Raw genomic sequence first — 22309 nt, forward strand, 5'->3', positions numbered from 1 at the left:
AATGATCAATTCCGACGACACGCTGCCGCTGATCGTCGATAGCCAAGAAATGAGTAGACAATGACCATCGTGTCCGAACCCACCACACCGCAGAAGGTCGAGCTGACCGACGAGGAGATCTTCGCCGGCCACATCGGGGGGAAGCTCTCGGTTGAGACCACGACCGCCCTCGATACGCAGCGCGCCCTGTCCATCGCCTACACGCCCGGTGTCGCGCAGGTCTCCCGGGCCATCGCCGCCGACGAAACCCTCGCCGACCGGTACACCTGGACCAGCCGCCTGGTGGTCGTCGTCTCCGACGGCTCCGCGGTGCTTGGCCTCGGGGACATCGGCCCGCGGGCCTCGCTGCCGGTGATGGAGGGCAAGTCGGCCCTGTTCAAGAACTTCGCGGGCCTGAACTCGATCCCGCTGGTCCTCGACACCAAGGATCCCGACGAGATCGTCGAGACCCTGATCCGGCTGCGCCCGAGCTTCGGGGCGGTCAATTTGGAGGACATCTCCGCACCGCGCTGCTTCGAGATCGAAAAGCGCGTCATCGAGGCCCTGGACTGCCCGGTCATGCACGACGACCAGCACGGCACCGCGATCGTCGTCCTGGCCGCCCTCAAGGGTGCGGTCAAGGTCCAGGACCGCGACCTCCACCAGTTGCGGGTGGTCATCTCCGGTGCCGGCGCCGCCGGTGTCGCGTGCGCGAACATCCTGCTCGCCGCGGGGATCGCGGATGTGACGGTCCTCGACTCGAAGGGCATCGTCTCCGCCGACCGCAAGGACTTGAACGAGGTCAAGGTCGACCTGGCCGCGCGCACCAACCCGGCCGGCCACCGCGGCGGCATCGTCGAAGCCCTCGACGGGGCGGACGTGTTCCTCGGGGTGTCCGCGGGCACCGTGCCGGAGGAGCTGATCAGGGCGATGGCCGAGGATTCCATCGTGTTCGCGTTGTCGAACCCGGACCCGGAGATCCACCCGGACATCGCCCGCAAGCATGCGGCGATCGTGGCCACCGGACGCAGTGACTTCCCGAACCAGATCAACAATGTGCTGGCCTTCCCCGGTGTGTTCCGGGGTGCGCTCGATGCCGGTGCCCGCCGGATCACCGAAGGTATGAAGCTCGCCGCCGCCGAGGCAATCCTCTCGGTCGTCGGTGCCGAGCTGGCTGTAGACAAGATCGTTCCCAGCCCGCTCGATCCTCGCGTCGCCCCCGCTGTCGCGGAGGCAGTCGCCGCCGTTGCTCGTGCAGAAGGCGTCACCGACTAGCGAGAATCCGTCGAGCACCCCGATCCGGAACCCGCACCCACGGTTCCGGTGTCGGGGTGTTCGCGACGGAACCGGCAGTCGGTGATCCCCAAGTGTCTTTTCCGGTGGGTGGCTGGCGCGCGCCGTCCTGTCGTAATGTCGCAGGAGAGCGTAAATCCAGGAGGTCCACCATGGCTCCAGTGCGCGTTCCAGTGTCAGTAGAGCTGTCGTGGCGTCTTCACGCGACGCGAACAGCGAGATTCGGTCATGAGTGACGGGGCCCCGATCCTGATGACCGGTGTGGGCGGTGGTTACAGCAGTATCAGCCGGCTGGTCGCCGAGCAGCTGCTGCGCAGTGGCGAGCCCGTGCGGGCGATGGTTCATCGCGATGACGGCCGCGCCGACGCACTACGGGAGCTGGGAGCGGACATCGTCGTGGGCGATCTGACCCGCCCCGGCGACGTCGCCGCGGCGCTGACGGGCGTGACGCGGATGTTCTTCAACATGAGTGTGTCCGCGGACTATCTCGAGGCGGCCGCCGTTGTGTGCGCGATCGCCGACGAGCGGGGCGATCTCGAGGCGTTGGTGAACATGTCCCAGATGACGGTGTCGCAGATGACGTCGACCAGCACCGACGAGTCTCGGCACCAACGGCTGCACTGGCTCGCCGAGCGCATCATGAACTGGTCCGGTCTGCCCGTCGTCCACGTCAGACCCACAGTCTTCCTGGACAATCCGCTGTTCACCGTCGTGGCGAGCCGTTCCGTCGCCGAACGCGGCGTCTTGGCCTTGCCGTTCGGTACCGGCAGGACCTCGCCCGTCGCCGCGACCGACGTGGCCCGAGTGATCGTCGCCATTCTTCAGGATCCAGCAGGGCGAATCGGGCAGGTCTTCGAGCTGACCGGCCCCGCCGTCCTGGACATCGACGGCCTCGCCGAGCAGTACACGCGTGGCTTGGGACAGTCGGTGACGGGATCCGATCTGCCCCACGACGACTTCGTGGAGTTGTTGAGCGCCGTTCCCGACATCTCGTCGCACACCGTGCAACACCTCCTCACCGTTGCCACACTGCACCGGGACGATCGCTACGACCGGTTGACCACCGACGTCGAGGACGTGACCGGCCGGCCCGCGCAGTCGGTCGAGCAGTACGTCGCCGCACACCGCGAGCTGTTCTCGAAGCCGGCCGCCGCCGGGTAGTGAGGGCCGAGAATCGCCACTACTTGCGCCACCCGTTCGAGCGGCGATCACGTCGCTCGCACCCACGACCTTGCGACGTCGCATACTGTGCCGATGATCTTGGAACATGCGCTGCTGTCTGTGACACCCGCGAGGGTCGAGGAATTCGAATCTGCATTCGGGCAGGCCGAGGCGATCATTTCGTCGATGCCGGGATTCCTGCGACTGCGATTGTCACGCGGCCTCGAGCGACCGAATGTCTATCTCCTGCTGGTCGAGTGGGAAGAACTCGAAGACCACACCGAAGGCTTTCGGCAATCGTGCCGGTACCAGGAGTGGAAGGACCTGCTGCACCACTTCTACGATCCCTTCCCTCTCGTGGAGCATTACGCGCCTGTCCGCGAAGTGTGATTCGACGCCTCGCCGAGGCTGGCGCGACACGCGGACACCAGTCTGGTGGTGGCGGGGCTGCCGCCGTCACCGCAGGACGGGCATACCATCGTGACGGTCCGTGCGATTTCGTCGACGGTGACGGTGAGCGGCACGGCGCACTGGCGGCACCATCTGTGTCGCGTGACGGCGTTGACGTGTGTCGGCGACGCGACGCATTGGTGAATCCACCGTCGGTGCAGCGGGCACGTCGTCCGATCATCGGGGGACAAGGTTCGTGCATCCTCAGCGGCGTCTTCCCTGGCCAGTTGATCACTGAGCATGGTCGCGCAGGTCCGTCTCACCCCAGATGAGTGGTGGCGGGCCGGTGCGGGCCGGATCGCGCAGGAGGTTGTCATGGAGTCACCTCGACGAGATCGAACCGGGAGTGCAATTGCGCCCAGGTGGCCCGGCGACGGCCGTCGCGGGTGCGGTAACCGCTGCCCGGCTCCGGAACCCAGGTCCGCATCAGATCGTCACGTACCGCGGGACGGTCGGTGGGTTCGCACGTGTGCGCCAGCGCGGCGACCAACCACACCCGGGAGGTGGTGCTGCCGGGGGATACCGAGTGGGTATCCGCGCCAAGCGGGTTCGTATTCATGGGTCGTCCTCGCGTCGGTCCCGGTCGCGTTCCCGCACTCGAAAGAGGCTGGCCCTCAACGAGTTGCTGATCCGCGTGGGATTCTCTGTCTGACCTCATGATCCGCCGGCTAGGGTGTGACGAGTGTCTCATTTCCTGACACCAACTGATGCGGGCGACGTCAGATGTCGATGCCGAATTCCTTGATCTTGCGGTAGATGGTGGCCCGTGAGATGCCGAGAGCTGTTGCGGCGGCCTTCTTGTTGCCGTGATTCTCTTCGAGGCTGCGCACGATGGCGTCGCGTTCGAGGGCTTCGATCTGTGTGAGTGTGTGGCGGCTCAGAGCGTGGCACATCGGGGGCAGCTGCTCGACCTCGACGACACCGGAGCGCTGACGCTGGACCACATCGTGCAGAACCTGGCGGAGCTCGGTGACGTTTCCGGGCCAGCTGTACTTGCAGAGTTGGCGCATCGCCGCAGGCGAGAGCGACAAGTCCGCGCCGCGACCGAGCTGCCTCAGTAGATGCGGTACCAAGCTGTGGAGATCGTCGATGCGATGACGCAGCGCGGGCATGGTGACGGTATGGCTGAAGTGGGGAAGGATCAGTGTGTCGAGGTCGGTATTGTGATCGGTTCCGCCGATGGTCGCACCGATCCATCCGGCGTGCTCGCGTCCTTGAATGAGGTCGGCGACGATCCGCTGCTGTGACTCGCCGAGGAGGTCGATGTCGCGCAGTATGACGCTGAATCGGTCTTGCCCGAGTTCCTGTTCGAGTGCCGACAGGGCGGCGCTGTCGCCCGCGAGTTCGGCCACCGTGAAGATCCGTGTGCGGATGGGAATGTGTTCGATGGCAACAGCTTTGAGAGCTGATCCGCGGCCGCTTCCGGTTTCGCCGGACACGGTGACCCACTGTTGTTCACGCGCGCAGCGAGCGATTTGCTGGCAACTGCGACGCCAGGACGCGCTGCTCCCGGTGATTCCGGGCAAGACGCGGATGCTCTCGAGCGCAGGGGATCCCGATGTGGGGATCTCGAGTAGATGCACGTAGAACAAGGCCATCTGCCTCCGGGCGCCGAGCCCGAAGTCCTCGACCGATGACAGCCGGGCCGTCTGCCCGCTGGGCAGGGCGACGATGTGTCGTTGGGTGGCGGGCGCGCCGCTCAGGTCGACGGCGTGTTCGAGCAACGCACCCTGATCCTGGGCATCCAGTGCCACGCGTAGTTTTCGGTTGACGAGAACGACATCGTCTCCGAGCGCCAACACTCCCGTTTGGGGTGACCGCCGACAGGCCTTCAGATAGGTGTTGAGTAATGCGGTCTGGTCCGCACTGGCCTGTGCGAGGAGGCGGCCTTCGATCTGAGCCGTGGCGGATTTGGCGAGGGTGGCCAACAGCGGGCCCCCGTCCTCTACCCAGCCGGTGAGATCGAGCGCGCCGACGAGGGCGCCGGACATCGGATGGGTGATCGGGACACCGGCGCATGCCAGTTGCCCGAGGCAGTCGGCGTAGTGCTCGGCGCCCGTCACCAGGGTGGGCTGACGGGTTTCGAGAGTGGTGCCGATGCCGTTGGTGCCGACGAATTCTTCCGAGTAGCTGTAACCGGGTATCAGTTGGACGTCGTCGAGTGTGCGATTAAGTCGTCGGCTGGCGGTGATCCTGGTCAAGATCACTCCGTCAGCCGAGGTCAGGATGACGCTCACCGGTTCGTCGACCAGTCCGTCCGCGAGCTGCCGCAGCACGGGTTCGGCTGCCGCCACGAGAGGGCAGTCCAGATTCGGCTCTCGCACGAACGGGAGGTCGAGTTGGTCGGGGCGCACCTTGAGCGACTTCGATCGCTGCCACGAGTACGAGATGGGCTGGCGAACGGAGCTGTCGAGGCCGTCGTCGGCGAGGAACAGCTCTCGCGCCTTCTGTAGATCCTTGCTGGTCATGCTGTATTGACGCCCCGATTCTCCGCCTCTCACGTAGTTGAGGGTACGTCGTCTCGATGTGAGACGGGTCTCAATATGAGACGGGGTGTGGAGGGCCGGGGTCAGGTCGGGGACGGCCGCGGCGTCGGCCGGGATGCACTGTCATCGACGTGGCCTTTCGACGCAGGGGAGGGGGGGTGAGCGGTTCGCTGTAGCCGCTCGGCGCACACGGCGAGAAGACGGTGCCGGAGGGTGTCGTCGAGGGGCGGGAAACGGCGTCCGGCCAGGACCTTCAGGCGTTCGAAGTACTGCGCCTCGGTCCACCCGAACGTGACGAAGATGTCTTCGGCGCTGCCGCCGCCGAACACTGCCCACCGGTTGCCGAACTCCAGGACGAGGTCGTCGTCCCGTTTCGATCGGATGCGTGGTTTCGTGGGTGTCATATGGCACGCCCCGGATTGAGAATTCCGGTGGGGTCGAACGCTGCCTTGACTTCTGCCATCAGGGACCTCTCCACCGAGCCGATCATGGGTTCGAGGTAGCGGCGTTTGAGGTCGCCGACGCCGTGCTCGCCCGTGATGGATCCGCCCAGCGCCAAGCATTGCGCCACCATCTCGTCGAAGGCCTGGTGGGCCCGTTCGGTGGCGTCCGGATCTGCGGCGTCGAACACGATCGTGGGGTGGAGGTTGCCGTCGGCGGCGTGCCCGAAGGTGCCGATGAGGAGGTGGTGGTGGTCAGCGATGCGGGTAATGGCGTCGAGCATGTGTGGTAGCCGGGGCACGGGCACGGCCAGGTCGTCGAGCAGAGTGCTGCCGCGGCGTTCGAGGGCGGTCAGCGCCACACTGCGGGCCTGCATGAGGGCGTCGCCTTCGGAGGGGTCGGTGCTCATGTACAGCTCGGTGGCCGCGGCGGCACGGCACGCGTCCGCGCTGCGCTGCGCTTCCGCCGGGGCTGCGTCGCCGTCGCACTGGATCAACAGCAGCGCACCGGCCGTCTGGTCGAGACCCATGCGGGTCATGTCGTTGACGGCCGAGATAGTGGTGCGGTCCATGAGTTCCACCAGGCTCGGGTCGGCCACCGCCTGAATCGCCATCACTGCGTCGACCGCCCGGACGGGCTCGGCGAAGGCGGCGACGACGGTGGCCGTGCGTGCCGGTGGTCGACGCAGCCGCATGGTCGCCTCGACGATGACGGCCAGGGTGCCCTCGGACCCGACCAGCAGTTGGGTCAGGTTCAATCCGGCGACATTCTTGCGGGTGGTGGCGCCGGTGTGGATGATCCGGCCGTCGGCGAGCACCGCCTTGATCCGGGCGACGTGGTCGCCGGTGACCCCGTATTTCGCGCAGCATGCTCCGCCGGCATTGGTCGCGAGGTTTCCCCCGATCGTGGAGACGGCGCGACTGCCGGGGTCGGGAACGTACCAGAGTCCGCGCTCCGCCGCCGCGGCTGCGAGATCACCGTTGATCACTCCCGGCTCGACCGTCGCGGTGCGGGACTGTTCGTCGATGGTGAGGATGCGGTCGAGTTTCGCGGTGCTGAGCACGATGCAGCCGTCGATCGCGTTGGCCCCGCCGGCGAGTCCGGTGCCCGCCCCTCTCGTGACGACCGGAATGCCGTACCGGTGGGCGGTTTTCAGGGTTCTCACGACGTGGTCGGTGGTCCGGGCGCGGACCACCGCGATCGGATGCCCGGAGGGGGAGAGCATCGACTGGTCGCGGGTGTAGGCGATCATGGTGTCGCTGTCGGTCACCACGGCATCGCCCAGCGCCGCGAGCAGACCCGCGACGGGACCGGTCGTCACCACGGTCATGCTTGTCCTTCCACAGTGTTGTATTCCGTCGGGTTGTGCACCGCACCGGGTTACCGATTGATCTCCAGTTCGCCCATGCGGGACCAGTCCGTGCCGGGTAGGTCGGTGTGGAGGATGCGCGGTGTCTCGCTCAGTGCCGGGCGCATCGCGTCCAATCCCTTCCGGAAGTGGTCGGCAGCGACGTGGTCGGACCCGGCCTGCCCGTCCCGGAACGCCTCGATCAGCACGAACTCGGCGGGATCGTCTGCGTTGCGATGCCATTCGAACCAGAGATTGCCCGGCTCGGATCGGGTTGCGTCGGTGAACTCCTTGGTGACGAGTAACCAGTCGTTCCGGTACTTGTCGAGGACCTTGAACTTCACCACGATGAAAATCACGATGACTCACTTTCTTTCGGACGAATTCCTCACCGCCGGAACGGGGGAGTGGGTCACCGCCTCGCAGGACCGTCGAGGCGGTGACCCACTGCGTGCACTAGTAGATGTTCGACGGGCGGACCATGCCTTCGGCGAGATCGCCGAAACCGGGCGCCATGATGGCACCGGGATTGCCCAGCATCTCTTCCACGACAGCGGTCTCCGTGGTGATCAGAAGTGCCGCGATCGAGGCCGCGCTCTCGAGTGCGGCGCGGGTGACCTTGAACGGATCGATCACCCCGTCGTCGAACATGTCCCCGTATTCACCGGTGAGCGCGTTGAACCCGTGCCCGAGCGGCAAACCGGCGACCACCTCGACGACCTCGTCGCCGTCGAACCCGGCGTTGATCGCGATCCAGCGCAGCGGTTCGGCGAGGGCGCGGCGCACGACGTCACACCCGATGGCCTCGTCGCCGGTCAGGTCGAGATCGGCCAACGCCCGATGCGACTGCGCCAGCGCGGTACCACCACCGGAGACGATCCCCGCCTCCACCGCGGCGCGAGTGGCGGCCAGGGCGTCCTCGACGCGCAGCATCCGCTCCTTGAGCTCGACGCTGGTCGCGCCGCCGACGCGGATGACGGCAACCCGACCGGTGAGCCGGGCGATGCGCAGTTCGAGGCTCTCCTGGTCCGCCTCGATCTTGGCGCGCTCGTGCTGGGACTCGAGCTGGGCGATGCGGGCGTCGAGCAGTCGCTGGTCCCCGTGCCCGCCGACGATCGTGGTCTCGTTCTCGGTCACGGTGATGCGATCACACGAACCGAGATGCTCGACACTGATTTCGGACAGTTCGATGCCGGTGTCCTTGGCGATCACGTGCCCACCCAGCGCCACCGCGAGGTCTTCGAGCTCGGCGACCCGGCGGTGCCCGAAACCGGGGGCCCGGACGACCACCGACTGCATGGTCTTGTGCATGTTGCCGCCGACGAGCAGTTGCAGCGCCGGCCCGTCGACCTCCTCGGCCAGCACCACCAGGGGCCGGTCGGCGCGCTTGGCCACCTCGATGCTCGGCATGATGTCTTGGACCTGGGTGATCTTCTTGTTGGTCAGCAGGATCAGCGGATTGGTGTGCACCGCTTCCATCCGCTCCGGGTCGGTGACCATGTAGCCGGAGATGTAGCCGTGATCGAACTCGATGCCGTCGACGATGTCGACCGACAGCCCGAGGATGTCGCTCTCCTCGGTGGTGACGACCCCGGACTTGCCGACGAAGTCGACGGCCTTCGAGATGGCGTGCCCGATCACCTCGTCGTCGCTGGCGGCGAGGGTCGCGATCCGCTGCAGATCGCTCTGCCCCCCGATTTGGGAGGCCTGCTCGTGGAGGGAGTCGACGACCACGGACACGGCCCGTTCGATGCCGCGACGCACCCGCATGGGGTTGGCGCCGGCGTCGACGGACCGCAGACCCTCGCGGACCATCGCCTGGGCGAGCACGGTTGCCGTGGTGGTGCCGTCGCCGACCACACCATTGGTTTTCATCGCCACTTCCTTGACCAGCTGGGCACCCATGTTGGCGAAGGGTTCGCGGAGCTGGATCTCGCGGGCGATGGTCACGCCGTCGTTGGTGATCGTCGGTGGTCCGGTGAGCTTTTCGAGCACCGCGTTGCGCCCCTTGGGGCCGAGGGTCACCTTGACCGCGTCGGCGAGGGCGTTGACGCCGTGCTCGAGCCGTGCTCGGGCGTCCGTGTTGTACCGCAGCTCTTTGGCCATGGCTGATGTCCTTTCGTACTGACTCGAGCGGAGTGTGCGACGTGTTACGGGACGAGAATCGCGCGGCCGCGGACCCGGCCGGCATCGAGATCGTCGAGTGCTTGCTGGAAGTCCTCGAGCCGGTACCGGGTGGTGTGCAATGTGACCTTGCCCTGGGCGGCAAGGATCATGAGCTCCTGGAGGTCGTTGTAGGAGCCGACGAGATTTCCGATGAAGTTGATCTCGGTGGAGATCACATCGATCGTCGGGACGTCGATGTTCTCGCCGTACCCGACGACGTAGTAGTTCCCGGCGCGGCGCAGCATCGCGATCCCTTCTGCGGTCGCGCCGCCCTCGCCGACGAAGTCGACGACGGCTTCGGCGCCGTGACCGCCGGTCAGGTCGAGCACCTGCTGGATGTGGGTGCCGTCGGCGACGATGCCGTGGTCGGCGCCGATCTTCACGGCGAGTTCGACGGCCGCGGGGTTGCGGTCGAGCACGACCACGGTGACACCGGAGATCGCCTTCAGGACCTGGATGCCGATGTGACCGAGTCCGCCGGCCCCGATCACTACGCACACGTCTCCGGGCCGAGTCGTCTTCGCGGCCTTGGCAACGGCGTGGTACGCCGTCAGGCCCGCGTCGGCGAGGGCGGCGACATCGGCCGGTTCGAGCGAGTCGTCGATCCGGACCACGCTGCGGGCGGTGGTGCGCAGATATTCGGCGTAGCCGCCGTTGACGTCGATGCCGGGGAATGTGCTGTTCTGGCAGTGGACGTCGTCTCCGAATCGGCACGCCCGGCACAGTCCGCACGTGATGAGCGGGTGCAGAATCACCTTGTCGCCGACCGCGACATTGGTGACGGCGTCGCCCACGGCGTGGACCCAGCCGGCGTTCTCGTGTCCGATCGTGTACGGCAGCGCGACACCGGACTTCGCCTCCCACTGCCCTTCGAGGATGTGCAGGTCGGTGCGGCACACCCCCGCGCCGCCGATGCGCACGATGACATCGAGCGGGCCCTCGATCGTGGGTTCGGGAATGTCGGTGAGCTGCAGTTTGGTGTGGTATCCCACCACTTGCACGGCCTTCATCGCGGGCTCCTGGTTCTGAGATTGGTGATGCGCGGTGTGGCGCCGACGGATTCGCTGTCGGCGTAGCGGGTGGCGAGCAGGCCCCGGCAGAAGTGCGCGTTGCCTTCCATCGAAATGCGCACCGACTTGGCGAAGCGCAGCCGCATCGGCACCGATTCCGGGGCGATGCGTGTGCCGTCGTCGTCGACGAACACCCGGCTGGCCGGGCAGATGCTCAACCCGATGCCGATCCGGCGACGCAGCAGCGCGGCCTTGGCCTTCCCGGGAGCGAGGTCGCTGAGGGTGAGCCGGTAGATCTCGTTCACACCCACATCGGTGGTCTTCAGGTGCGCCTCGACACACCGTTCCATCGCCGCAGCATGGGCCTTGGACCGGAACGTTCGGCGCAACTCGTGCAGACTCTCCTCCGCCTCGGCGCCGAACGTCCCGACGTACCCGGCGTCCGCCGCGAGACCGGCGTTGATCTTGTCGCTGTCGTGGTGGTCGTCGAGCAGCACCCGCACCTCGCCGATGTCCTCGACCAGACGCAGGGCGTCGAGGGCGTCGGAGGCCATGAGGTAGGCGAAGTTCGGTGAGCAGAACGCGGTGGGCAGCCGCAGGTGCACGGTGACCCCGTCGTCGTCGAGGGTGACCGACCGGACGAAACCGAGATCGGTGATCGGCTCGTCCAGCTCCGGGTCGGTGACCGTCGACAGGGCCATCAGGACGTCCTGTTCGGTGCAGACGACGGCGGCGGTCATGACGACACGGTTTCCCGCGCCCCGGCAGCGACCTCCACACCTTCCTGCCCGGCCGGCTCGGCCAGTCGCAGGTTCGCGGGAACGTCGATGTCGTACAGCGCTGCCGCGTTGAGGCCGAGGATCTTCTGCTTCTGCAGGGCGGTGATCGGGGCGTACTCGCCCTGCATGTCCTCGGGGATCTGGAAGTCGACGAACTTCTCGATCAGCCACTTCGGGGTCCACAGCGCATAGTCGCTGCCGAACAGGATCTTGTCCTCGCCGATCCAGTAGAGCAACTCGCCGATGATCTGGGCGAAGTAGCGGGGCCGGGTGTGGATGAACGGAAGGGCAACCGCCAGGCCGCCGTACACATTCGACTCCTGGGTGGCGATCCAGCAGAAGTCCTCGAGCCGCGGCAGGCCCACGTGCTCGACGACGAACCGCAGGTCCAGGTAGTCGGTGGCGACCTTGTCGATGTCGGAGACGTCGAAGGCGTCGCGGTCCAGGGGGCGGATCGTCGGGCCCTTGTGGACGTGAATGTTCTTGATCCCCAACTCGATGCACTCTTCGAGGTAGCGCCGCGACCAGGGGTCGTCGAGTTTGTAGCCGCGGGAGTCGCCGTGCCATTCGGCGGTGTAGAGCTTGACGCCCTGCAGGTTCATCCGGTCGGCGTCGCGGCGGAGCTGTTCGAGCCCGGCCTCCTCGTGGCGCGGGTCGTAGGCGTGGTTGTAGGTCAGTTTGCCGGGGTGCTTGGCGACGAGGGCGAGTGCTTCGTCGGTTCGCCCGAATCCGTTGTGGTAGAAGTCGCTGAGCAACGTGGCCTGGAAGATCGCGTGGTCGACGTATCCGTCCACGAAGATGTCACGCTCGAAGCGTTCGCTGCCGTAGTACGTGTAGGTGTCGTAGTCCCACACGACCTCTTCGGGGCTGAGGTTCTTGTGATAGTCGTAGAAGCAGTCGATGAACTGCTTGCCGTGTACGTTCTTCTGGTTCGACTCGCGGGCGTCCCAGACGTGCACGTGGCCGTCCACGATGAAGTATTTCTGACCGTCCTTCTGATACATCGGGTCCTCGCTTGGTCCTGTTTTTCGGATGGGCTGGGGGTGTCCGGGGCCACCCTGTGTGGCCCCGGACTGCTGCGATCTACTGCGCTGTGAGGTCGAATCCGATGTACTCGGCGGCGTCCTCGGGGCTGGCGAACAGCAGGGTCTTGTCGTCGAGGTGGACCATGCGCCCGTAGTGGGTGGAGCTGATCTCCTCGAAGATGGAGCCGTCGAATTCCTGACCCAGGGCGTCGGTGAGTTCCTCGTAGTCGAAGTTCAGCAGCTTCTGGCCGTCGACGCGGATCATCGACGGGTACTCGGTCAGCTCCACACCGTCCTTGGCGCCCATCACCTCCGCGACGACACGGCCGATGGGGGTGTTCATCAAGGTGACGCCACACATGTTGGAGAACTCGGTGGTCGATCCGAATTGCATGCTCACTGGTCCAACTCCTTGGGGATGTCGAGCCCGAGGTCCTCGAGCAGGGAACGGAACTTGTCGGTGGCGGCGTCGAAACTGTCGGCGAAGGTGACCGCCTTGTCGGCCGGCTGCGACCAGATCGGCTGCAGCGCCCGGGCGGCGTCGAGGCACCGTGGCACCCAGATGGCGAGCCAGGTACCGAACAGTTCCTTGTTCGTCTCTCCGTGCTCGGGGTCGCGGGTGAGCAACCGGAACAGGTTGCGGGTGTAGGCGAGGTCGCGGTCGTAGTCGTGCTCGCCGGTGCCCACGATGGTGGGGGTGATGTAGTCACCGTTGCCGGCGGCGATCTGCATGACCAGTTCGGTGCGGAACAGTGATCCCACCAGCTGCTCGAAGACGATGTTCGAGCCGAACAGCAGCTCACACCAGTCGGGAACCGCGGTGAGCCGCTCGACGACCTCACGGGTGGGCTGCCACTCCGGCGCGGACTGCCAGACCTCCTGGTGGGCGGTGCCGTCGAAGTTCTCGGTGGCCTCGGACAGGTCCAGGTTGAACAGGGCCAGGTCCTGGGCGAAGCGCATCTTGTGGGCGGCGTTCACCGCGACGGCGGTGTTGATCATGTTCGTCGGGCAGGACCGCTGGATGGAGGTGAACACGTGCAGCGCCAACCCGTTCTCGGCGTGCATCCACGCCCCCAGGTTGCGGGAGACGAACGTCAGCCACGGGGTGTTCCAGCCGTCGTAGACCCGGGCACGCTTGGCGTTGGACAGGCACAACTCCACCTGGTGGACCACCTTGGAGTTGTTGCGGTAGATGGTCTGGTCCCATTCCTCGTTCGGATCGAGGAAGGCGTGCCAGTTCGACGACTTCGCGGCCGTCCACTCCTGCGGATAGCCGCCGGGACCGTCACCGAAGCCGTAGATCCAGCCCTGGGAGAGGTGGCGGTCGGGATCGGGCTGCACGTCGACGGTCACGTCCTCGTACATCGTCGACCGCTTCTTGGCCGGCGTGTAGTAGGTGAAGCTGCGGCTGCGGGAGCTGGGGAACTCCAGCGCACCGGCTTCGGAGTCGGTGAACTCGATCTTCGGGAAGCTGCGTTGCTTGGACTCGGCGGTTGCGGTCATCTCGTTTCTCAGTTCTGTCGGTGAAGCAGGAAGGTGGTTTCCCAGGACGTCTACTCGAAGGCGGGGCTGGTGAACTTGTCGTAGAAGATCTGGTCTTTCGGTGTGTCGTTCGCCTCGAGTAGTTCCAGGGCGGCGTCGACCATCGGCGGCGGCCCGCACAGGTACACCTCGGCCCGGCCGATGTCCGGTTCGCGGCGGCCGACGACGTCGGTGACGTTGCCGTCCTCGACGGCGATCGCACCTACGGGCAGCGGGTCCATCGATTCCGAGAGGCAGGCCACGAACGTGAAATTCGTCAGTCCTCGTCCGAGTTCGAGGATCTCGTCGACGTAGAACAGGTCGTGCGGGGTGCGGGCACCGTAGTAGAAGTGCACCTGCCGGGTGTTGCCCGTCTCGCTCATGTGCCGCAGCAGCGATAGAAGCGGAGCCATTCCCGCGCCGCCGCCGATGAAGACCATCGGCAGGACATGGCCTTCCTTGATGGTGAACGACCCGTACGGTCCGGTCAGGGCGATCTCGTCACCCACCGAGATCCCGTCCTCGAGCAGCCCGGCGAACTTGCCACCGGGGTATTTCTTGATGAGGAACTCGACATGCCCCGGCGTCGACCGGGTCGTCGCCATGGAGAAGGACCGATGCTCCTCGGTGCCTGGGATGTGCAGGTCCGAGTACTGACCGGGTTTGAATTCGTATCCCGCCGGTTCGACCGGCGCCAACCGGAGCGACACGATGTCCTTGGTCATCGGCTCGATCCCGGTCACCCGAGTGCGCACATCCTGGATGGGGACACCGCCGAGAAGTTCGTCCTCGTCGAAATTGAGCAGCTCGATGGTGCAGTCGCTGTATGCAGTCGAGCGGCAGAGCAGGACGTGTCCCTCGTCGACCTCGGCGTCGTTGCACGCAAACGTCGAGTAGTCCTCCATCTGGATATCGCCGTCGAGGACAAAGGATTTGCAAGCCGAGCAGCGTCCCTCGCGGCAGCCGTGCATCAGGTGGATGCCCTGCCGGAACGCGGCATCGAGAATGTACTCGTCTTCGCCGACTTCCATCTCGATGTCGACGGGCTCGAAGTTGATACGGTGCTTGTCGGCCACGGGGTCTCTCCTGGACTCGTGAAAATGAATGGTGAAGCGGTGGGTGGCGCCGGAGTGGCCGCGGCGCCACCCACCGAGCCTGAGATCAGGCCGGAACTGTGCCGCCGGCGCGGTACGCGGCGATGTGCGCGTTGCGTTCGGCTTCGGACATCTCGTTCAAGAGCACGTTCGGGCTCTGGAAGGTGTTGCCCCGCACGTCGTCGAGAGTCCACATCTTCTTCGGATCGTCCAGGTCGAGGTGCGGCTGGCCGACCAGGGTCTTGCCGTCGTCGCGGACGTAGCCGAGATCGGAGACGATGTCGGCGAGGTCCTTGCCGTGATGCAGGGTTTCCCACTCCCGGAATCCGGTGAGCCGGCCCATGTTCGGGGTCGGCCGGCCCTGGTACTCGCTGCGGAACGCGACGGCGTCGGTCCAGTAGCAGGTTTCCGAGCAGTAGGTCCGCCACTGCTCGTCGACCTTCTCCACGACCATGTCCTCACGGATGAGGGCGGGAACCATGCAGGTCCAGCACCGGTGCGGGTACTGGTACCCGACCTCCTCGAACGCGATCGGCTTGTTGCGGCCGGGGTAGGCGAGCCGGTTGTACTCCTCCCACCACTTGCCGTACTTCGAGTACCAGCCCGGGTACTTGTGCTCGAACCACTCGAAGTCCTTGTCGGTCATCGCGTCGATCCGCCAGTAGTTCACCGGCCATCCGGTGGCGAAGAACCGGGCCACCTCGTGGACGTAGCCCTTGTCGGTGATCCGCTTCCAGGCCTCCTCGACCAGGTCGTGCGGGATCGTCAGCCCGTACTTCTCGAGCGGGATGAGGTAGCTGCGGTAGTAGTCGTCGTAGATCCATCGACGCCACATCTCGGCGTAGCTTTCCCGGTCCTTGCGGCGGTCCTTCGTGCCGTACTCGATGAAGGTGCCGATCGCGGCGTCGACGACGCAGTGGTTGTTCCACCACGCGTACCGCAGGTCACGTTCGAGCAGTGGACGGTTGCGCTCGTCGGCGAGTGCCATCAGAAGGATCGAGTAGCCGTTGGAGATGTGCCGCGACTCGTCCGACTGCACCGAGTGGAAGACCGTCGGCAACAGGTAGTCACCATTGGCGGCCGCCTCGTCGGGCATGGCTACGAACAGGGTGTTGGTGAACGCCGTCTCGGCGACCACGGTCAGGTAGATGTTCGCCGCGGTGATCGCGTCGCCGGTGATGAACCCTTCACCGAACTGCCTGCCGATGGTGCCCGCGTAGTTGTTCGCGAACGCCTTCTCGGTCATGTCGAAACCGGCGGGATCGATGTAGTTGTTCATGTACAGCTTCTTGAGGTTCATCTGGATCGTCGAGTGACGAACCTCGTCGATCATCTGCACCGCCAGCCCGTTGTGGATTTCCGGGTTGGGGACGGCGTCGATGGCCATCGGCATCGCTCGGGCGGCCGAGATCTCCGGGAACGGAATGATCGACAGGAACAGCTTCTGCCACTCGAGCCACCGCTGCTGCACCTGGCGGAACATGTTGCCGCGGATGGCACCGTCCATGGCGCCGTACACGCGGTTGTCCTTCTCTTCCTCCATCGGGAAGTAGGACCGCATGATCTGTTTGAGAGGATCCTTCTTCGGAGCCTTCTCGAAGGTGTAGTCGGTGCCGAACCGGGTGGCCGGGGTTGCGAATGTCGGATCCCATGACAGTTCGGTGATCTTCGCGTGGGCCTTTGTCAGGCTTTGCCTACTCAATGTGCGCCTCCTGGATCGTGAGCCGGCCGGGTGCCGGCTGTGGGGGGACGTTGTGGAAATTGATTGAACCCCGTGATCCAGCTCTCATTCGTCTCAGTGTGAGACGCAGGTCACTTCCGGGTGGGTGGTGGCTGCCTACACTTGCCCCGCGCCGCGGCAGACCCACGCAGCCCTCGAGCAGCCGAACCAGGAGACCAGAGCGAGTGACCCCACAGCCCACCAGCACGTCACACCACCGCACGACGCCGAAGTCGAACTCGGACTCGGACTCCGAGGGGGCTCCGGCCTCGAGTTCGCCTGCAGGATCGGACTACCTACGTCTGAGCAATTGGCTCCAAGTATCCTGGTCGCGATCTCGACAGGCGTTGGGAGACGACGACCGTCCCGCCGCCGCGTATGTCGAGCGCATGGCCACCGACACGGTGCTCGAGCGTGCCGCCCGATCCGTACTGTCCGAGTTGACCGTCGCCATCGAAAATGAGCCGGTATCACTGATTCTCACCGATGTGAACGGCATCGTGCTCTCCCGCACCGGCGGCGACAGCGCCTTGTTCACCGCACTCGACCGAGTCGACCTCGCCCCGGGCTTTCGCTACGCGGAGACTCAGGTCGGCACCAATGGAATCGGCACCGCGCTCGAGGTCGGCCGACCTCTCCTCGTGGACGGAGACCAGCACTTCAGTGGTCCGCTGCGGTCCTTCTCCTGCGCGGGAGCGCCGGTGACGCACCCCATCACCGGGGCGATTCTCGGTGTCGTGGACCTGACCACCGCCGCGCAGAATTCCAACACCCTGTTGCTGTCCTTCGCTACACTCGCCGCAACCCGCCTTCGTGAGCGCATGCTCGACGACGCAACCGAACTGGACCGGGCGATCTTCAGTGCGTACCGGTCCGCATGCCGGCGCTCCAGCCGACCCGTCGTCGCTGTCGGTGACGAGGTCGTGATGATGAACTCGCTGACCCGGCAACAATTCGACTCACCAGACCAGATGGCGATTCTCGAACGCACCCGAGACATCGGCGGTGAAACGACACCGGTCACGATCCTCACCGAGCTGCCCAGCGGAACGGTCGCACGCCTGAGTTACGAGCCGACATTCACCGGTAGCCGGCTGGCAGGAGGCGTCGTTCGGATCACGAAACAGGTTGCTTCGCTGCGCCTTTCCACTTCGAAGGCGAATGTACCCACCCCGCCCGCGATTGCCGGTGCCAGCCCGCTCTGGCGGCACACGGTCCAGGCGGTCGTCGACGCCTGCCGGCGACAGGACTGGCTGGTCCTCGACGGAGAACCCGGCGTCGGCAAGACCGCCTTGATCCGAGCGGCGCACCAACTCGTACCGGACCGCGGACTCGCCGTCCTCGACGCCACCGCACTCGGCGACGACCTCCTCACCGAGGCCTCCGACGAACTCGACAGCGGATCCGACCTGGCAATACTGCACGCACACGTCCTGAACGACACTCATCTCGCCGCACTCGCGGACCTACTGCAGGGCCCCCAGGCGCAGGAGCCACCTCGCAGACCGTGGGTGGTGCTCACCCGGTATCCCCAGGACTCGACCGACACCACTCCACTGCTGCGCATGTTCCCCAAATCGATCACGGTGCCACCCCTGCGGCACCACCTGGACGATATTCCCGATCTTGTGCGCAGCCTGCTCGACACCCTGGGGGCCACCGGCCTCACCCTGTCTCCGGCCGCCTCGAATCAGCTCGCGCGTCTGGCGTGGCGCGGAAACGTCACCCAGCTGAAGAAGGCTCTCGAGGACACCTACCGGCGGCAACGGTCCGGTGTCGTCGAAATCGACACCCTGCCTCCCGCATGCCGTTCCACCACACGCCGAACGTTGACCAGGATGCAGGCGCTCGAGCGGGACGCGATCGTGGACGCGCTCGCGCTTCATGCCGGCGACAAGACCGCCGCTGCCGCCGCTATCGGCATGTCCCGAGCGACGATCTACCGCAAGATCCGCGAATTCGGCATCGTGCTCTGACCGACCGTACCCCTGGAATGTCAAATTGAGACATCGCTGCGCTCTCCGTCGAGGGATGCTCTCGCCGAACCACATTCACCCGCCCAGCCTCGGGTGTCAGACAGGAGAAATCGATGACCAACCCGAACGGACTCACCACAGTCGCCGGTGCGCCGGTACCCGACAACCAGAACAGCCTCACCGCCGGCGCACGCGGTCCGATGCTCCTGCAAGATGTTTGGCTTCTCGAGAAGCTCGCCCATTTCGACCGTGAAGTCATCCCCGAACGCCGCATGCACGCCAAAGGTTCGGCCGCGTTCGGCACCTTCCGCGTCACCCACGACATCACCGCACACACCAACGCCGCCGTATTTTCGGAGATCGGCAAGCAGAGCGAGGTCTTCCTGCGTTTCTCCACGGTCGCCGGCGAGCGCGGCGCCGCCGAGGCCGAACGCGACATCCGCGGATTCGCTGTCCGCTTCTACACCGAGCAAGGCAACTGGGACGTCGTCGGCAACAACACCCCCGTCTTCTTCTTCCGCGACCCCCTCAAGTTCCCCGACCTCAACCACGCGGTCAAGCGCGATCCGAAGACCAACCTCCGGTCGGCGGAGAACAACTGGGACTTCTGGACCAATCTCCCGGAGGCGCTGCACCAGATCACCATCGTGATGTCCGACCGCGGCATCCCCGACGGCTACCGGCACATGCACGGATTCGGTTCACACACCTTCTCGTTCGTCAACGAGGCCGGGGAACGCTCCTGGGTGAAGTTCCACTTCCGCACTCGGCAAGGCATCAAGAACCTCACTGACGAAGAGGCCGCCGTCGTCGTCGCCGGCGATCGCGAGTCGGCGCAGCGCGACCTCTTCAATGCAATCGAGGAGGGCAATTACCCGAAGTGGACCCTTTTCGTGCAGATCATGCCGGAAGCCGACGCCCAGACCTACCGCTACCATCCGTTCGACCTCACCAAGGTGTGGTCCAAGAAGGACTATCCCCTCATCGAGGTCGGGGAACTCGAGCTCGACCGCAACCCGGAGAACTACCACGCCGACGTCGAGCAGGCCGCGTTCTCCCCGGCGAACATCGTTCCCGGCATCGGCTTCTCCCCGGACCGCATGCTGCAGGGCCGGCTGTTCTCCTACGGCGACGCCGCCCGCTACCGGCTCGGCGTCAACCACCACCAGATTCCGGTCAACAGTCCCAGAGGGGCAACCCACGTCAATTCGTTCCACCGTGACGGCGTCATGCGCGTCGACGGCAACCAGGGCAGCGTCCCGAGCATCGAACCCAACTCACACGGCCGATTCGCCGACCAGCGGAGCTACGCCGAACCGCCACTCGAAGTCGGCGCGGTCGCCGACCGGTTCGACTACCGAGCAGACGACGACAACTACTTCGAACAGCCCGGCAACCTCTTCCGCGGCATGACTGCCGACCAGCAGACAGTGCTGTTCGAGAACACCGCCCGCGCCATCACCGGAGCGTCGGCTGCCGTCATCGAGCGCCACATCGCCAACTGCACCCAAGCCGACCCCGCCTACGGCGAAGGCGTGCGAAAGGCCTGTGAAGCCCTCGGCGCCTTGTAGTTCGCGACATCCCAGCCCGTGATCTGCGCGTCACCGCCAGATCACGGGTGGGGTCGCACCGGCCGACCAGCCGCTCCCGTCGTCGCGCCTATCGGACCGCGTTCGGCACCACACCCTCACCGGAGATCGGGCCCCGGCCGTCAGCGGGGCCCCGCGGCACCGTGAAGGTGGCGGCGACGCACAGAATCGCAATCGCGAAGCAGGCGATGGTGTACCAAAGATTTCCGATGGGATCGCCATTGCTCGTGACGCCGTCGACAGCGCCGAAGTAGCTGGGCAACGCGGTCACCCACAGAATGCCCATCACGGCGAGGTACACCACGCTGTAGACACGGACGAAATCGTTCGAATAGGCGGGTACGTCCGACGTCCCCCGCCGCAGCCGCGACCATTGCCGGACCAGGATCGGGATCGCGACGAACACGACGACCATCAGTTCGGCCGCGTAGAGAATTCCCCGGACCGTGGTGCTCTCCATTCCGAGGACCGTCGCCGGGATCGGGAGGATGAACGTGCCCGCCGATGCCAGGAGACCGATCACGATCGTGCGCCACACCAGCTCGAGCCCGGTGAAGTCCCGTCCCTTGTCGGCGTACCGCCCCACGAAGAACTGAACGCACAGGGCCAGCGACATCGGCCACAGGGCCGCGAACACCACCACGCTCGGTAGTGGGACCGAGTCGAACATGGGCTGGTTGACCGGGTTGGTGGTCGACCATTCCCACCATCTCAGCTGCGGTCCGAGCTGGTCGAAGATTTCGTAGAACGCGTGGTGCACGAAGCCCACGCAGACCGCGCCGACGAGTATCCCGTACTTCCGGAAGACGCCGAACATCCGGACAAGCTCGAAGGCGAGCGTGGCCATCAGCGGATAGATCGCGATGATGTACAGCGGCAACCGGCCCCACAGGAAGTCCACGGTGAACACGTTGTGCGCGAACATCGTGTCCACGTGCTCCTCGATTCCGAACGCCGCCGGAAAGTACAGCGGTGGCTCGATGACGAACAGGTACGCGGTGGCCCCGAACCAGAGCACCAGATTGGTCGGATCGCCGTTGCGGCGCCAGCGCAGGATCGCGAATACGAGCGCGAGCACCGACCCGAGCACGATGGTGAGCTCGAGGACCGGCAGGGTCCAGTTCTCCAGCGCGAACGGGCTGCGGACCTCGACGAGTCCGCCGGCCTCGGCGCACGAGAAGCCGAGCGCAGTCGAGAGTTGGTCGAAGGTGGGCGAGCAGAGATCGGCCATCAGTCGACCACCGCCGCGACGGGATCGGTCCGGCGTGTGCGCGACTCTGCGGTGTACCAGCGGGTGCAGTCGTAGCCTGCGTCGTATCGGGCGAACCACTCGCCGGCGAGCGCGGGCAGTTTTTCGTGCGTGGGGTCGTGCTTCGGCATCTGGCTACGGACGATGCCGGCGAGGGCGGTCAGCTGTTCGCCGCGCGGGAGGTCGTCGAACGCACGCGGCATGACGCCCTTGCTCAGGTAGGGTGCGAACACCGTGAGCAGTTTCTGCTTCGTCCGGTGCGTGGCGAACATTGACATCGAATCGACTTTCCGCTCCTTGATCGGCACGTGCTGGTTGAAGCCGGCGCAGGCGATCCGCATCACCTTCATCACGTGTGCGAAGATCGACGGAGCCATCCGCATCCGGTACAGCTCTTCCCCGACAAGGGAATTGAAGATGATCATCGCCGAACTTCGGTGTTCGACCTCCTCGACGAAGTGCCAGATGAACAGGGAGGCGACCCGGTCGTCTCCCGGCCGGAAGAGGGTGGCGTCGTTGTCGAGCATCAGTTTGAATACCGGCGTGAAGGTCGCCTCCAGGTCTGCGGTGTAGGCGAGTCGGTAGTTCAGAGTGGTCGCCTCGGTGAGGAGGTCGTACTCGCCGATCACCGCGTCGAGGGTGTTCTGGAGCCCCGGGTATCGCTTGATCAGGGCTTTGACGTGCTGGCGATGCGCGGTCGAGTGGTGACCCTCCTGACGCATGAACGCCATGGCCTCTTCTGCGATCTCAGGATCTGTCATCCGCGGTTTGGCCTGCATGATCGCCTTGACGATCATCTTCTCGAAGCCGACGGCCAGGAACGAGATCGCATTCGACATGCTCGACCAGGCCGGGTTGTCGGGGTTCCAGAGGAACGGGACGTCCTGTTCGTCGAACGCGAAATCCATCTTTCTGGGGTGCAGGTCGGTCATGTGGATACCTCGTCTCGTGCGGCATGAGTGGGCTGCAGCCTCTGGGTGGGTAGAGACCCAAGTGACTAATAACATACACACATCGAACTG

Annotated in this window: 20 protein-coding genes; 5 read left to right on the plus strand and 15 right to left on the minus strand. The window is 65.4% G+C overall.

Going from position 1 to position 22309, the window contains the following annotated elements; all coding sequences use genetic code 11:
• Nucleotides 1-60 precede the first annotated feature (60 nt).
• From GO592_RS11360 to GO592_RS11370, 3 genes are all read left to right on the plus strand, one after another.
• Nucleotides 61-1254: an NAD(P)-dependent malic enzyme gene (locus tag GO592_RS11360; protein WP_202715137.1), complete on the plus strand. Its 1194-nt coding sequence runs from the start codon at nt 61-63 to the stop codon at nt 1252-1254.
• A gap of 246 nt (nt 1255-1500) precedes the next feature.
• A complete protein-coding gene (locus GO592_RS11365; RefSeq protein WP_007297719.1) occupies nt 1501-2433 on the plus strand; it encodes an NAD(P)H-binding protein in 933 nt (310 codons plus the stop codon).
• Nucleotides 2434-2526: 93 nt separating this feature from the next.
• Nucleotides 2527-2823 carry an antibiotic biosynthesis monooxygenase family protein gene (locus GO592_RS11370; protein WP_005571680.1) on the plus strand — a complete coding sequence of 99 codons (297 nt, stop codon included), beginning with the start codon at nt 2527-2529 and terminating at the stop codon, nt 2821-2823.
• Between the two features lie 373 nt (nt 2824-3196).
• On the opposite strand, the gene GO592_RS11375 is transcribed toward GO592_RS11370, so the two are convergent.
• The 13 genes from GO592_RS11375 to GO592_RS11435 all read right to left on the minus strand — a co-directional run bounded on the left by GO592_RS11375 (nt 3197) and on the right by GO592_RS11435 (nt 16455).
• Nucleotides 3197-3442: a hypothetical protein gene (locus GO592_RS11375; RefSeq protein ID WP_005571679.1), complete on the minus strand. Its 246-nt coding sequence runs from the start codon at nt 3440-3442 to the stop codon at nt 3197-3199.
• 160 nt (nt 3443-3602) lie between these two features.
• Nucleotides 3603-5351, minus strand: coding sequence for a sigma-54-dependent Fis family transcriptional regulator (locus tag GO592_RS11380; protein ID WP_007297717.1), 1749 nt, complete (start codon nt 5349-5351; stop codon nt 3603-3605).
• Nucleotides 5352-5452: 101 nt separating this feature from the next.
• The gene (locus GO592_RS11385; protein ID WP_007297716.1) at nt 5453-5773 is read right to left on the minus strand and encodes a hypothetical protein; all 321 of its coding nucleotides are present in this window, start codon (nt 5771-5773) and stop codon (nt 5453-5455) included.
• Complete coding sequence (locus tag GO592_RS11390; RefSeq protein WP_007297715.1) at nt 5770-7140, minus strand: FAD-binding oxidoreductase; 1371 nt, start codon at nt 7138-7140, stop codon at nt 5770-5772. Before GO592_RS11390 ends, GO592_RS11385 begins: the two co-directional genes overlap by 4 nt.
• 50 nt (nt 7141-7190) lie before the next feature.
• Nucleotides 7191-7517 carry a putative quinol monooxygenase gene (locus GO592_RS11395; RefSeq protein ID WP_007297714.1) on the minus strand — a complete coding sequence of 109 codons (327 nt, stop codon included), beginning with the start codon at nt 7515-7517 and terminating at the stop codon, nt 7191-7193.
• A gap of 97 nt (nt 7518-7614) precedes the next feature.
• Nucleotides 7615-9264 (minus strand): chaperonin GroEL, encoded by a 1650-nt coding sequence (gene groL, locus GO592_RS11400; protein ID WP_007297713.1) that lies wholly within the window; start codon nt 9262-9264, stop codon nt 7615-7617.
• 44 nt (nt 9265-9308) lie between these two features.
• Complete coding sequence (locus GO592_RS11405) at nt 9309-10334, minus strand: NAD(P)-dependent alcohol dehydrogenase (protein WP_007297712.1); 1026 nt, start codon at nt 10332-10334, stop codon at nt 9309-9311.
• Nucleotides 10331-11074, minus strand: a complete 744-nt coding sequence (locus GO592_RS11410) for an iron-sulfur cluster assembly protein (RefSeq protein ID WP_007297711.1) — start codon at nt 11072-11074, stop codon at nt 10331-10333. Before GO592_RS11410 ends, GO592_RS11405 begins: the two co-directional genes overlap by 4 nt.
• Entirely contained in the window at nt 11071-12117 is a 1047-nt protein-coding gene (locus GO592_RS11415) for an amidohydrolase family protein (protein WP_007297710.1), read from the minus strand. Before GO592_RS11415 ends, GO592_RS11410 begins: the two co-directional genes overlap by 4 nt.
• Before the next feature lie 79 nt (nt 12118-12196).
• The gene (gene mimD, locus GO592_RS11420) at nt 12197-12538 is read right to left on the minus strand and encodes a propane 2-monooxygenase effector subunit MimD (RefSeq protein WP_007297709.1); all 342 of its coding nucleotides are present in this window, start codon (nt 12536-12538) and stop codon (nt 12197-12199) included.
• On the minus strand, nt 12535-13641 hold the full coding sequence (locus tag GO592_RS11425) for an aromatic/alkene monooxygenase hydroxylase subunit beta (protein WP_007297708.1): 1107 nt from the start codon (nt 13639-13641) through the stop codon (nt 12535-12537). Before GO592_RS11425 ends, mimD begins: the two co-directional genes overlap by 4 nt.
• A 50-nt stretch (nt 13642-13691) precedes the next feature.
• A complete protein-coding gene (locus tag GO592_RS11430) occupies nt 13692-14735 on the minus strand; it encodes a 2Fe-2S iron-sulfur cluster-binding protein (RefSeq protein ID WP_007297707.1) in 1044 nt (347 codons plus the stop codon).
• Nucleotides 14736-14820: 85 nt separating this feature from the next.
• Nucleotides 14821-16455 carry a methane monooxygenase gene (locus tag GO592_RS11435; protein ID WP_005264697.1) on the minus strand — a complete coding sequence of 545 codons (1635 nt, stop codon included), beginning with the start codon at nt 16453-16455 and terminating at the stop codon, nt 14821-14823.
• A 365-nt stretch (nt 16456-16820) separates the two neighbouring features.
• On the opposite strand from GO592_RS11435, the gene GO592_RS11440 reads away from it, so the two are divergent.
• Nucleotides 16821-18449, plus strand: coding sequence for a sigma-54-dependent Fis family transcriptional regulator (locus GO592_RS11440; protein ID WP_039951360.1), 1629 nt, complete (start codon nt 16821-16823; stop codon nt 18447-18449).
• 113 nt (nt 18450-18562) lie between these two features.
• On the plus strand, nt 18563-20020 hold the full coding sequence (locus tag GO592_RS11445; protein ID WP_007297705.1) for a catalase: 1458 nt from the start codon (nt 18563-18565) through the stop codon (nt 20018-20020).
• Nucleotides 20021-20108: 88 nt separating this feature from the next.
• On the opposite strand, the gene GO592_RS11450 is transcribed toward GO592_RS11445, so the two are convergent.
• Both GO592_RS11450 and GO592_RS11455 read right to left on the minus strand, forming a co-directional pair.
• On the minus strand, nt 20109-21269 hold the full coding sequence (locus GO592_RS11450; RefSeq protein ID WP_007297704.1) for a hypothetical protein: 1161 nt from the start codon (nt 21267-21269) through the stop codon (nt 20109-20111).
• Nucleotides 21269-22219, minus strand: a complete 951-nt coding sequence (locus GO592_RS11455; RefSeq protein ID WP_007297703.1) for a metal-dependent hydrolase — start codon at nt 22217-22219, stop codon at nt 21269-21271. The genes GO592_RS11450 and GO592_RS11455 overlap by 1 nt, the downstream gene beginning before the upstream one ends.
• Nucleotides 22220-22309: the final 90 nt, after the last annotated feature.

It is taken from the genome of Rhodococcus sp. 21391 (assembly GCF_016772255.1).
GTDB lineage: Bacteria > Actinomycetota > Actinomycetes > Mycobacteriales > Mycobacteriaceae > Rhodococcus_F > Rhodococcus_F opacus.